The 12,078-nt window shown below is 66.5% G+C and carries 10 protein-coding genes; 9 read left to right on the top strand and 1 reads right to left on the bottom strand.

The genetic code is table 11. The annotated features are described in order from the left end of the window. Window positions 1–67: 67 nt before the first annotated feature. Complete coding sequence (locus tag AR540_RS03980) at window positions 68–568, bottom strand: CinA family protein (RefSeq protein WP_059226542.1); 501 nt, start codon at window positions 566–568, stop codon at window positions 68–70. A gap of 165 nt (window positions 569–733) precedes the next feature. On the opposite strand from AR540_RS03980, the gene AR540_RS03975 reads away from it, so the two are divergent. From AR540_RS03975 to fdxA, 9 genes are all read left to right on the top strand, one after another. Next, entirely contained in the window at window positions 734–1,771 is a 1,038-nt protein-coding gene (locus tag AR540_RS03975) for a LacI family DNA-binding transcriptional regulator (RefSeq protein WP_059226541.1), read from the top strand. A 56-nt stretch (window positions 1,772–1,827) separates the two neighbouring features. Beyond that, a complete protein-coding gene (locus tag AR540_RS03970; protein WP_059226540.1) occupies window positions 1,828–2,607 on the top strand; it encodes a sugar phosphate isomerase/epimerase family protein in 780 nt (259 codons plus the stop codon). Further along, on the top strand, window positions 2,600–3,529 hold the full coding sequence (locus AR540_RS03965; protein ID WP_059226539.1) for a sugar kinase: 930 nt from the start codon (window positions 2,600–2,602) through the stop codon (window positions 3,527–3,529). Before AR540_RS03970 ends, AR540_RS03965 begins: the two co-directional genes overlap by 8 nt. Window positions 3,530–3,571: 42 nt before the next feature. Further along, entirely contained in the window at window positions 3,572–4,855 is a 1,284-nt protein-coding gene (locus AR540_RS03960; RefSeq protein WP_059226538.1) for an MFS transporter, read from the top strand. Between the two features lie 16 nt (window positions 4,856–4,871). Beyond that, entirely contained in the window at window positions 4,872–5,852 is a 981-nt protein-coding gene (locus AR540_RS03955) for an NAD(P)-dependent oxidoreductase (RefSeq protein ID WP_059226537.1), read from the top strand. Window positions 5,853–6,085: 233 nt separating this feature from the next. Further along, window positions 6,086–6,292: a hypothetical protein gene (locus AR540_RS03950; RefSeq protein WP_059226536.1), complete on the top strand. Its 207-nt coding sequence runs from the start codon at window positions 6,086–6,088 to the stop codon at window positions 6,290–6,292. 68 nt (window positions 6,293–6,360) lie between these two features. Continuing rightward, the gene (locus AR540_RS03945; protein WP_059226535.1) at window positions 6,361–8,310 is read left to right on the top strand and encodes a hybrid sensor histidine kinase/response regulator; all 1,950 of its coding nucleotides are present in this window, start codon (window positions 6,361–6,363) and stop codon (window positions 8,308–8,310) included. A 93-nt stretch (window positions 8,311–8,403) separates the two neighbouring features. Beyond that, the gene (gene mutS, locus AR540_RS03940) at window positions 8,404–10,980 is read left to right on the top strand and encodes a DNA mismatch repair protein MutS (RefSeq protein WP_153014162.1); all 2,577 of its coding nucleotides are present in this window, start codon (window positions 8,404–8,406) and stop codon (window positions 10,978–10,980) included. 68 nt (window positions 10,981–11,048) lie between these two features. Continuing rightward, entirely contained in the window at window positions 11,049–11,372 is a 324-nt protein-coding gene (fdxA, locus tag AR540_RS03935; RefSeq protein ID WP_059226533.1) for a ferredoxin FdxA, read from the top strand. Window positions 11,373–12,078 lie beyond the last annotated feature (706 nt).

Raw genomic sequence — 12,078 nt, 5'->3', positions numbered from 1 at the left:
AAGGGGCCAGACGGCCGTGGATAACTGTATAAGTGAACAGTATTAAACCATAGTCGCCACCCGGTTGCTACACCTGAGAGGCTTTTTCCTCACCCAACAGCGCCAGCAAAACCTCCAGGGCGCGTACCTGGGTCTGGTGGCGAACCGCCGCGCGATCGCCGGCAAAGACCTGCCGTTCGGTGCGCAGCTTTTCCCTGTCCATCCAGGCCAGCCAGACGGTACCCACCGGCTTGCCCGGTACTGCGCCGCCCGGTCCGGCGATACCGCTCACCGCCACGGCGAAGCGAGCATTGGCGCGCCGTTGGGCGCCACGGGCCATGGCCGTCACCACCTCTTCGCTGACGGCGCCTACCTGCTCGAACAGGGCGGCCGGGACATCCAGTTGCGCCGTCTTCTGGCGATTGGAGTAGGTCACGAAACCGGCCTCGAACCAGGCGGAGCTGCCAGCGATGCGAGTGATCGCCTCGGCGATGCCGCCACCGGTGCAGGATTCGGCGGTGGTGACCTGGGCACCGGCGGCTTGCAGGGCTTCACCCAGGCGGCTGGCGAGACTGTCGATGATGTCCATCGGAACCTCTCTGGCTTAGGCAGACATAAGAAGGTGACCACCCCAGACGAGGGGCTGCGGCGACCACTGGTCGGCAGGCACCTTAGACCGGCTTGCCCGCCAAGGGCAGAAAAGATTTACTGAAACCGGTTTCAGGCACCTACAAAACTCCAACAGCGGTACGCCATGAACGACTTCTTTGCTTCCGGCGTGCGTACCTCGCGCGCCACCATCGCCGAAGTGGCCGCCGTCGCCGGCGTATCCAAGGCCAGCGTGTCCCGCTACATCGGCGGCGATCGTCGCCTGCTGTCGGACGCCCTCGCCGCGCGCATCGAGGCGGCCGTGGTCGCCCTGGAATTCCAGCCCAACCAGATGGCGCGTGGCCTCAAGCGCGGGCGCAGTCGCCTGGTCGGCATGCTGGTGGCCGACATGCTCAACCCCTACTCCACCGCGGTGATGCATGGCGTGGAAACCGCCTGTCGCCAGCAGGGCTATTCGCTGCTGGTCTGCAACACCGACCAGGATGCCCAGCAGGAGCGCCAGCAACTGGCCGCCTTGCAGTCCTACAGCATCGAAGGCCTGATCGTGAACACCTTCGGCCAGCATGCGGCTGACCTGCGGCAGTTGGGCAAAATGCTGCCGCTGGTGCTGCTCGACCGCGAATTGCCGGGCGTCGACGCCGATCTGGTCGGGCTGGACAACCACCAGGCCATCGAGACCGGCGTCGATCATTTGCTGGAGCAGGGCTATCGCGATCTGTTGCTGGTGAGCGAGCCGCTGGATGGCACCAGCTCTCGCCAGCAGCGCCTGGCCGCTTTCGCAGCCAGATTGGCGGCCCAGCCCGGCTGTCGCGGCAGCCACAGCATCCAGGCGGACCAGCCCCCGGCGCTGCAGAGCGACCTGGCAGCCTTCCTGGCCGCGCCGGGACCAGGCCCCAAGGCCATTCTCACCGCCAACGGCGTGGCCACCCTGGCGACCACCCTGGCCCTGCAGGCCCTGGGCGAGCCCCTGTTCGAACGCTTCGGCCTGCTCGCCCTGGACGATCTGGACTGGTTTCCCCTGGTGGGGGGCGGCATCAGCGCCCTGGCCCAGCCGACCCATGCACTGGGCGTGGCGGCCTTCGAGCGCCTGCAACGGCGAATCGACGGTGATCGCAGCGCACCGGTGCGACAGACCTTCGCTGCGGAACTGCACGTCCGCCGATCCACTCGCGCTCGAACCTGAGGCACCTTTCCCCTTTTTGCTCGTCTGTTGATGAAACCGGTTTCAGGAGAACAACAATGCCACCGGAGATCGCTATCACCACCTCGGCCTTCGGCGCCGACGTGGTCCGCCCCAAGGGCCAGGCTGCCTGGCTCGACCTCATCGCCGCCACGGGCGCTTCCCACGTGGAGATTCGTGCGGAGCTGTTCGACGGCGAACCCGATTTCGACGCCCTGCGCGCCGCCATCGCGGCCGCCGGCCTGGGCTGCGTATATTCGGTGCCGCTGGAGCTGTGGCCTGCCGCTGGCGCCACCTTGTCGCCGCATCTGCCCAAGGCCCTGGAAGAAGCCCGGCGCCTGGGCGCCGATACCCTCAAGGTCTCGCTCGGTCACTATCGCCCTGCCGCTGACCTGACGGCCCTGGCGACCTTGCTGGCGGGCGCTGGTCCGCAACTGCTGGTGGAAAACGACCAGACCGTGCAGGGCGGCCGTCTCGAGCCCCTGCGCGCCTTCATCCAGGCAGCGCGGGCTGCGCAACTGCCGGTGGGACTGACCTTCGACGTCGGCAACTGGCGCTGGCAGAACGAGGACCCGCTGCAGGCTGCCCGCCTGCTCGGTCCGGACGTACGCTATCTGCACTGCAAGGCGGTCCGCCGGCGTGCCGGCGGGCTGCATGCCGTGCCACCGGAAGCCGCCGACCTGCTGGCCTGGCAGGGCCTGATGGGGTACTTCCCCGCCGGCCTCCGGCGAGCCATCGAGTTTCCCCTGATGGGTGCCGATCTGCTTGCCGAAGCACGCCGCCAGGTGGCGACGCTGCGCACCTTCGATAGCCCGCAGGAGATGCGCCGCCATGGCTGACTTCGACATCCTCGCCTTCGGCGAAACCATGGCCATGTTCGTGGCCGAAACCCCGGGCGACCTGGCTAGCGTCGCCCAGTTCGGCAAGCGCATCGCCGGCGCCGACAACAATGTCGCCATCGGTCTGAGCCGTCTCGGCTTCAAGGTGGCCTGGCTGTCCCGGGTGGGCAACGACTCCTTCGGTCGCTTCGTTCGCGCCAGTCTCGAGGCCGAGGGCCTGGACTGCAGCCGGCTGAGGGTCGATCCCAGGCATCCCACCGGTTTCCAGCTCAAGTCCCGCGCCACCGATGGCAGCGATCCGGTGGTCGAGTACTTCCGCCGCGGTTCGGCGGCCAGTCACCTCTCTATCGCCGAGGACTTCGATCCCAGCCTGCTGCAGGCGCGCCATCTGCACGCCACCGGCATCCCGCCGGCATTGTCGGCCAGCGTCCGCTCCTTCAGCCGCCATCTGCTGGAAGCCATGCGTGGCGCCGGCCGCAGCATCTCCTTCGATCCCAACCTGCGCCCATCGCTGTGGGACAGCGAAGCCCAGATGCGCCACGAGCTCAACGAACTCGCCAGCCTGGCCGACTGGGTATTGCCCGGCCTGGCCGAAGGGCGTCTGCTGACCGGCTACGACGAGCCCGCCGACATCGCTGCCTTCTACCTCGACCACGGCGCCCAGGCGGTGGCCATCAAGCTCGGCCCGGAGGGGGCCTACTGGCGTACCCCCGAGGCCGAGGGCGAGGTTCCTGGCGTACCCGTAGCGAAGGTGGTCGACACCGTCGGCGCCGGCGATGGCTTCGCCACCGGGTTCGTCAGCGCCATGCTCGACGGCCTGGACGTGGCCGCCGCCGTCGCCCGCGGCAACTGGATCGGCGCCCGTGCCGTCAAGGTGGTCGGCGACATGGAAGGCCTGCCCCACCGTCACGAACTCCCCTGATCGACTCTACACCCTGACAAGAACAATCAAGCAGGTGATCCCATGAACGCTTCCCCTCTCGCTCCGCGCCGCTGGTGGTATCTGATGCCGGTGGTCTTCATCACCTACAGCCTGGCCTACCTCGACCGGGCCAACTACGGCTTCGCCGCCGCCTCGGGCATGGCCGACGACCTGGGCATCACCCCGGCGATGTCGTCGCTGCTGGGGGCACTGTTCTTCCTCGGCTATTTCTTCTTCCAGGTGCCCGGTGCCATCTATGCCGAGAAGCGCAGCGTCAAGCGGCTGATCTTCTGGAGCCTGATCGCCTGGGGCGGCCTGGCCACCCTGACCGGCATGGTGCCCAACGTCACCCTCCTCATCGCCATCCGCTTCCTCCTGGGCGTGGTGGAAGCTGCGGTGATGCCGGCGATGCTGGTCTATCTCTGCCACTGGTTCACCAAGCGGGAACGCTCGCGGGCCAACACCTTCCTGATCCTCGGCAATCCGGTGACCATTCTCTGGATGTCGGTGGTCTCAGGCTATCTGATCCATGCCCTGGACTGGCGCTGGATGTTCATCATCGAAGGCCTGCCGGCGGTGATCTGGGCCTTCATCTGGTGGCGCCTGGCCGCCGAGCGCCCCAAGGATGCCAAGTGGCTCGCCGCTGACGAAAAGGCCCGCCTGGAAGAGGCCCTGAAGGCCGAGCAACAGGGTATGAAGCCGGTGAAGAACTACGCCGAGGCCTTCCGCTCGCCCAAGGTCATCCTGCTGTCGCTGCAGTACTTCTGCTGGAGCATCGGTGTCTACGGTTTCGTCATCTGGCTGCCGTCGATCCTGCGCCAGGGCGCCCAGCTGGACATCGTCCAGGCCGGTTGGCTGTCCTCCCTGCCCTATCTCGCCGCCGTGCTGGCCATGGTCGGCGTCTCCTGGGCGTCCGATCGGCTGCAGAATCGCAAGCTGTTCGTCTGGCCGCCGCTACTGATCGCCGCCCTCGCCTTCCTCGGCTCCTTCGCCCTCGGCCCTCACCACTTCTGGTGGTCCTACGCGCTACTGGTGGTGGCCGGCGCCTGCATGTACGCCCCCTATGGCCCCTTCTTCGCCATCGTCCCGGAGATCCTGCCGGGCAACGTCGCCGGCGGTGCCATGGCGCTGATCAACAGCATGGGCGCCCTGGGCTCCTTCGCCGGTTCCTACCTGGTGGGCTATCTGAATGGCGTCACCGGCGGTCCCGGCGCCTCCTTCGGCTTCATGGGCGGTGCCCTGCTGGTAGCGGTGGTCCTGACCCTGCTCTTGCGCCAGGAGCCGGTCACCCGTTCCGCGGCGCTCAATCCCGCCACCAGTCACTGAAAGGAATGCCCCGCGCATGAAAAAGAAGGTGATCCACTACAAGGCCCTGTCCCCGGCCCTTACCGCGCGTCTGGAGGAAGCCTGCGACCTGGAGTTTGTCGATCTCAAGGCGCCGGGCGGCGAAGCCAGGTTGCGCGAGCGGCTGCCCGAGGCCCGGGGCCTGCTCGGCTCCAGTTTCAAACTGACCCCCGAGCTGCTGGACCTGGCGCCCAAGCTGGAGGCCATCGCCAGCGTCTCGGTCGGCTTCGACAGCTATGATCTGCCCTATCTGGAACGTCGTGGCATCCTGCTCTGCAACACCCCGGATGTCCTGACCGAGAGCGTGGCCGACGCCGCCTTCGCCCTGTTGCTGGCCACGGCGCGGCGCATCGTCGAGCTGGCCGACTGGGTGCGCGCTGGCCAGTGGCAGGCCAGCCTGGGCGAGGCGCACTTCGGCTGCGACGTCCACGGCAAGACCCTTGGCCTGGTCGGCATGGGCCGCATCGGCCAGGCCATCGCCCGCCGCGCCCATCTGGGCTTCGGCATGCAGGTCACCTACACCGCCCATGCCGCCAAGCCCGCGGTGGACGAACGCTACGGGGCACGCTTCCTGCCTCTGCCGGACCTGCTGGCGAGCTGCGACTTCCTGTGCGTCACCGTGCCCCTGAGCGACGAGACCCACCACCTGCTGGGAGCGGCCGAACTCGCCCGACTGCCGGCCCACGCCATCCTGATCAACGTCTCACGCGGGCCAGTGATCGACGAGACCGCGCTGATCGCGGCCCTGCTGGAAGGGCGGCTGCGCGGCGCCGGGCTGGACGTCTTCGACCGCGAACCGGTGGCGCCGGACTCACCGTTGTTGCAGTTGTCCAACGTAGTGCCCACGCCGCACCTGGGCTCGGCGACCCACGAGACCCGCGAGGCCATGGCCCGCTGCGCAGTGGACAACCTGCTCGCTGCGCTGTCCGGCCAGCGCCCGGCCAATCTGGTCAATCCGCAGGTCTGGCGGCGCCCCTAGCGCCTGTTCAAGGCCGCGCGAGCGAGCGAGAGAGAGACGAGGCGAAAGCGGCTGAGGAGGCGGATCGGACCCGCGCGCGCGTTTGCGAAGAGCACAGGAGTATTCCGACCGGGCTGGCGACCCGGCCCGTTTTCAACACCGTCTGGCAGACGCGCAGCAGACTTGGACAGGCTCTGAATGAGTCTTGGCGATGGTTTGTGGTCAGACGTCTATCACCCCACAGGAGAACGACCATGACCGCCTTCGACGATCCCCACGCCTTCGTCAACCGCGTACGCGAACAGGCCGCCGATGCCGAGCGCACCGGTGACATTCCGCGCCTGCTGCAGCTGGTCAACGAACTGGCGGACGCCTTCGAGCGCCAGACGCAGAACACCACGCGCGACAACGCCGAAGTCGCACGGGCGGTGGAAGAATACGAACGCCACGAAGGTACCTGAGCGATCCGCGCCCTTCGTTCACCGCCCCAGGTCACGCGCAGGATCAGCGTCCCGAGGTCTAGGATTCAGTGCCCATCTTCACCCCCACCCTGCTCGGCCGGCTGCTGCAGCTGGTCCCGCGGAACGCCCCCGCGCCCCTGCGTTACCTCGGCGCCGCCCTGCTGATCGGCATGGCGGCGGCCATCCGCCTGAGCCTGGACATCGACAGCCTGCCCTATCTGCTGTTCATCCCCTTCATCATGACGGCGGCCTTCTGGTTCGGCCTGGGTCCTGGCGTATTCGCCACCCTGCTCTCGGTGCTGCTGGCCGAGACCCTGTTCGTCAAGGCGCCAGCCTACTTCGCGCTGTTCTCGGAGCGCTGGGTGTCCCATGCGCTGTTCGTCTTCGTCAATATCGTCATGGCGGTGGTTTGCGCGGCCCAGCGCCGCAGTCTCGAATCGCTCTACCGCTTCGCCGGCGTCCTCGATGAACAGGTGACGTTGCGGACTCGCCAGCGCGACCTCATCTGGCAGGCCAGTCCCGACCTGCTCTGCACGGCGAGCCCGGAAGGCCGGCTGCTCGACCTCAACCCAGCGTGGACCGCCACGCTGGGCTGGACGGCGGAAGAGCTGCGCCGGGAACCCTTCATGGCCTTCGTCCATGCCGACGACCGCGAGCGCACCGAAGTCGCCCTGAAGCTCCTGCTGGCCGGTGAACCCGTGTTCGGCTTCGAGAACCGCTATCGCCACCGCACGGGCGGCTATCGCTGGTTTTCCTGGAACGCCGTACTGCAGGACGGTCTCATCTATGCCACGGTGCGCGAGGTCACCGCCATCCGCGAGCAGCAAGAGGCTCTGCAGCAGGCCGAGGAACAGCTGCGCCAGAGCCAGAAGATGGAAGCCGTGGGTCAACTCACCGGTGGCATCGCCCACGACTTCAACAACCTGCTGACCGGTGTGATCGGTAGCCTCGACCTGCTGTCCCTGCGTCTCGACCAGGGACGTTTCGGCGATCTGCAGCGCTACGCAAGTGCCGCCAAGGGCGCGGCGGAACGCGCTGCCGCCCTTACCCAGCGGCTGCTGGCCTTTTCCCGCCGTCAGGACCTCGAGCCTACCGTCACCCACGCCAACGAGCTGGTAGTGGGCATGGCAGAGCTCATCCGGCACTCGGTGGGTTCATCCATCCAGATCCATACCGAGCTGGCCGAGGATCTGCATCTCACCCTCTGCGATCCGCATCAGCTGGAAAACGCCCTGCTCAACCTGTGCATCAACGCACGCGATGCCATGCCCGGCGGCGGCCTGCTGCGCATCGTCACTGCCAATCGCCGGCTGAACGAGGTCCAGGCGGCCGCCCTGGAGTTGCCGGCTGGCGACTATGTGACCCTGGCGGTGCTCGATACCGGCTCGGGCATGCCGCCCGAGGTGCTGGCCCGCGCCTTCGATCCCTTCTTCACCACCAAACCGGTCGGCATGGGCACCGGCCTCGGCCTGTCGATGATCTATGGCTTCGCCCGGCAATCGGGCGGCTTGGCACAACTCGCCTCGCTACCCGAGGTAGGGACCACGGTCACCCTGTATCTTCCTCGTCTCCTGGCGGAGCCTGTGCAGCCGGTGAAAGCGCCTTCGCCAGCCCCCGCGCAGCCTGCCCCAGGCAGGACGGTCCTGGTAGTGGACGATGAACGCCTGGTGCGCATGCTGGTGGACGAAGGCCTGCGCGAACACGGCTTCACCACCCTGCAGGCGACCGACGGAGCCGCAGCGCTACAGGTGCTGGAATCGGCCATTGAGCTGGACCTGCTGATCACCGACGTGGGCCTACCCGGCGACCTGAGCGGCTGCCAGCTGGCCACCCTGGCCAGGGCCCGGCGCCCGGCCCTGGAGATCCTGCTGATCACCGGCTACGCCGAGGCCCAGCTACCCGGTGAATCTGCCGCCCTGGCGGGCGTCGAGGTGCTGGCCAAACCCTTCACCCTGGGTCGCCTGCTGGCGCAGATCGACCTGCTGCTGAGCAGACGCGGCAACCAGCCGCCCCGGTGAAACCCGCCGCCTGAACGATCCGGGGCCGACAAAAGCCCCGAGTTATTGGACAATACGCGGCTATCCACTAGGCAACCGGATCGAATGACCCGCATGAGCGATCTCTCCGCGCACACGCCCATGATGCAGCAGTACCTCAAGATCAAGCAGCAGCATCCCGAACAGCTGCTGTTCTATCGCATGGGCGATTTCTACGAGCTGTTCTACGACGACGCCCGGCGTGCCGCCAAGTTGCTCGACATCACCCTGACCGCCCGCGGCGCCTCGGCCGGCAAGTCCATCCCCATGGCCGGCATCCCCTTCCACTCCGCCGAAGGCTACCTGGCCAAGCTGGTCAAGCTCGGCGAATCGGTGGTCATCTGCGAGCAGATCGGCGATCCGGCCACCAGCAAGGGCCCGGTGGAACGCCAGGTGGTGCGCATCATCACTCCCGGCACCGTCAGCGACGAAGCCCTGCTCGACGAGCGCCGCGACAACCTGCTGACCGCCGTGCTGGGCGATGAGCGCCTGTTCGGCCTGGCCGTGCTGGACATCGCCAGCGGCCGCTTCACCGTGCAGGAGCTGGCCGGTTGGGAGACCCTGCTAGCCGAGCTGGATCGCCTCAATCCCGCCGAGCTGCTGATCCCCGACGACTGGCCCACCGGCCTGCCCGCCGAGAAGCGCCGCGGCGTGCGTAGACGCGCGCCCTGGGACTTCGATTGCGACTCGGCGCTCAAGAGCCTCTGCCAGCAATTCGGCACCGGCGACCTCAAGGGCTTCGGCTGCGACAAGCTGGGCCTGGCCATCGGCGCCGCCGGCTGCCTGCTGGCCTACGCCAAGGAAACCCAGCGCACCGCCCTGCCCCACCTGCGCAGCCTCAGGCACGAGCGCCTGGACGATACCGTCATCCTCGACGGTGCCAGCCGGCGCAACCTGGAACTGGACGTCAACCTGGCCGGCGGTCGCGACAACACCCTGCAATCGGTGGTCGACCGCTGCCAGACCGCCATGGGCAGTCGCCTGCTGACCCGCTGGCTGAATCGCCCGTTGCGCAATCGCGCCATCATCGAAGCCCGCCAGGACGCCATCACCTGCCTGCTGGAGGGCTATCGCTTCGAAACGCTGCAGCCGCAACTCAAGGACATCGGCGACCTGGAGCGCATCCTCGCCCGCATCGGCCTGCGCAACGCCCGCCCCCGTGACCTCGCCCGCCTGAGAGACGCCCTGGCCGCGCTGCCGGCGTTGCAGGAGGGGCTGACACAGATGATCGCTCCGCACCTGCTCGACCTGGCCCGGAGCATCCAGACCTATCCGGAGCTGGCCGCCACCCTGGCCCGCGCCATCATCGACAACCCGCCCGCGGTGATCCGCGACGGCGGCGTCATCAAGCGGGGCTACGACGCCGAGCTGGACGAGCTGCAGACCCTGAGCGAAAACGCCGGCCAGTTCCTCATGGACCTGGAGGCAAGGGAAAAGGCCCGCACCGGTCTGCAAGGCCTCAAGGTCGGCTACAACCGCGTCCACGGCTATTTCATCGAGATCCCCAGCAAGCAGGCCGAGTCGGCACCGGCCGACTACATCCGCCGCCAGACCCTCAAGGGTGCCGAGCGCTTCATCACCCCGGAGCTCAAGGCCTTCGAGGACAAGGCGCTGTCGGCCCAGAGTCGTGCCCTGGCGCGGGAAAAGGCGCTCTACGAGGCCTTGCTCGACGACCTCATCGGTCACCTGGCGCCGCTGCAGGACAGCGCCGCCGCCCTGGCCGAGCTGGACGTCCTGGCCAACTTCGCCGAGCGGGCGCTCAACCTGGACCTGAACAAGCCACGCTTCGTCGAGGAGCCCTGCCTGAAGATCGGCCAGGGTCGCCACCCGGTGGTGGAGCAGGTGCTGGAAACGCCCTTCGTCGCCAACGACGTCACCCTCGACAACGACACCCGCATGCTGGTGATCACCGGCCCGAACATGGGCGGCAAGTCCACCTACATGCGCCAGACCGCGCTGATCGTGCTGCTGGCCCATGTCGGCAGCTTCGTCCCGGCGGCCAGTTGCGAGCTGTCCCTGGTGGATCGCATCTTCACCCGCATCGGCTCCAGCGACGACCTGGCCGGCGGCCGCTCCACCTTCATGGTGGAGATGAGCGAGACCGCCAACATCCTGCACAACGCCAGCGAACACAGCCTGGTGCTGATGGACGAGGTCGGCCGTGGTACCAGCACCTTCGACGGCCTGTCGCTGGCCTGGGCCGCTGCCGAGCAACTGGCGCGGCTGCGCGCCTGGACCCTGTTCGCCACCCACTACTTCGAGCTGACCGTGCTGCCGGAGGGCCAGCCCAGCGTGGCCAACGTCCACCTCAACGCCACCGAGCACAACGACCGCATCGTCTTCCTGCACCATGTCCTGCCCGGCCCAGCCAGCCAGAGCTATGGCCTGGCGGTGGCGCAACTGGCCGGGGTGCCGGAAGACGTCATCCTCCGTGCCCGCGAGCATCTCGCACGCCTGGAAGCCGCCAGCTTCAACGGTGAGGTGGGAACGCCGCTACCGGTGAGCGCGCCGCCCAAGGACCGTCCCTTGCAGGCCGATCTGTTCGCCAGCGCCGCCCATCCTCTCATCGAGGAACTGGAACGCCTGCAGCCGGACGACATCACACCGAGACGGGCCCTGGAGCTTATCTACGAATGGAAAAAGCGTATCTGAGTTAACGGATACGAGGGTTCCGGCAATGCTGCTAGAATCTGCCGCCTTAGCCTGAGGAGAACGAGCAGATGACCTTCGTCGTCACTGACAACTGCATCAAATGCAAATATACCGACTGCGTGGAAGTCTGCCCGGTGGACTGCTTCTACGAAGGCCCCAACTTCCTGGTGATCCACCCGGACGAGTGCATCGACTGCGCCCTGTGCGAGCCCGAGTGCCCGGCCCAGGCGATCTTCTCGGAAGACGAGGTGCCAGCCGGCCAGGAAGCCTTCATCGAACTCAACAGTGAATTGGCCAACATCTGGCCGAACATCACCGAGAAGAAGGATGCCCTGCCCGACGCCGCCGAATGGGATGGCAAGCCCAACAAGCTCGCCCAGCTCGAGCGCTAGGGTCTGTACGAAAAATCCCTGCGCTCGGTGATGCTTCGTTGAAAAAGGCCTGGATCGCCAGCCCGGTCGCAATGCTCATTTACCACTCGTAAACCCGAGCGCGGGTCCGATCCGCTTCCTCAGCCTTTTTCGCCTCGCCTAATCGTCGCTCGGCGACTTTTCGTACAGAACCTAGGAAGCTGTTCCACGATCTCGCGAGCCAGTGCGATGTCTCAGAAGTTATCTACAACATTTGCGCGAACTTCTGAAGCGCCACACTAGAGACAAACAAGGCGAAAGGCCTGAGGAAGCGGATCGGATTCACGCTCGCGTTTACGAATGGTAAATGAGCATTGCGGCGGGGCCGCCCAGGCGGGGCTGGCCTTCCAGGCCATTTTCGACGCGCAGCAGATTGTGATCAGGTTCCAAGCATCGTTGGAAAGGCCCGGGCAAAAAAAAGGGGGCGGATCGCTCCGCCCCCTTCGTCCCTGTCCCTGAATTCCTGTCACCGTCCTAGTGAACTTCGTCCTGAAGTGTTCCCGATCCGCATCCTGCCGATCCGTGTCGTCCCAGACACAGAGCCGATATTACCCTGTCCTCCAAGACTGGCAATCTGCCACGATAAGATTCACACCGTCGTGCAGGTGTTTGGCCGGAAACAAAAAACCGTTATGCAGCAAGCACTTGTCTATTGGTATTGCTGATCAAGCGGTGCTGTCCCGCAGCC

The sequence above is a fragment of the Pseudomonas sp. EpS/L25 genome (assembly GCF_001512295.1).
Lineage (GTDB): Bacteria > Pseudomonadota > Gammaproteobacteria > Pseudomonadales > Pseudomonadaceae > Chryseomonas.
Note: the sequence above shows the minus strand (reverse complement) of the source record. Positions and strands in the feature narration are given on the sequence as shown.

Bases quoted from the DNA above. Each gene is read 5' to 3' on its own strand.
- AR540_RS03960 (WP_059226538.1), top strand. From the start codon at position 3,572: ATGAACGCTTCCCCTCTCGCTCCGCGCCGCTGGTGGTATCTGATGCCG.
- mutS (WP_153014162.1), top strand. From the start codon at position 8,404: ATGAGCGATCTCTCCGCGCACACGCCCATGATGCAGCAGTACCTCAAG.
- fdxA (WP_059226533.1), top strand. From the start codon at position 11,049: ATGACCTTCGTCGTCACTGACAACTGCATCAAATGCAAATATACCGAC.
- AR540_RS03950 (WP_059226536.1), top strand. From the start codon at position 6,086: ATGACCGCCTTCGACGATCCCCACGCCTTCGTCAACCGCGTACGCGAA.
- AR540_RS03980 (WP_059226542.1), bottom strand. From the start codon at position 568: ATGGACATCATCGACAGTCTCGCCAGCCGCCTGGGTGAAGCCCTGCAA.
- AR540_RS03970 (WP_059226540.1), top strand. From the start codon at position 1,828: ATGCCACCGGAGATCGCTATCACCACCTCGGCCTTCGGCGCCGACGTG.
- AR540_RS03955 (WP_059226537.1), top strand. From the start codon at position 4,872: ATGAAAAAGAAGGTGATCCACTACAAGGCCCTGTCCCCGGCCCTTACC.
- AR540_RS03975 (WP_059226541.1), top strand. From the start codon at position 734: ATGAACGACTTCTTTGCTTCCGGCGTGCGTACCTCGCGCGCCACCATC.
- AR540_RS03965 (WP_059226539.1), top strand. From the start codon at position 2,600: ATGGCTGACTTCGACATCCTCGCCTTCGGCGAAACCATGGCCATGTTC.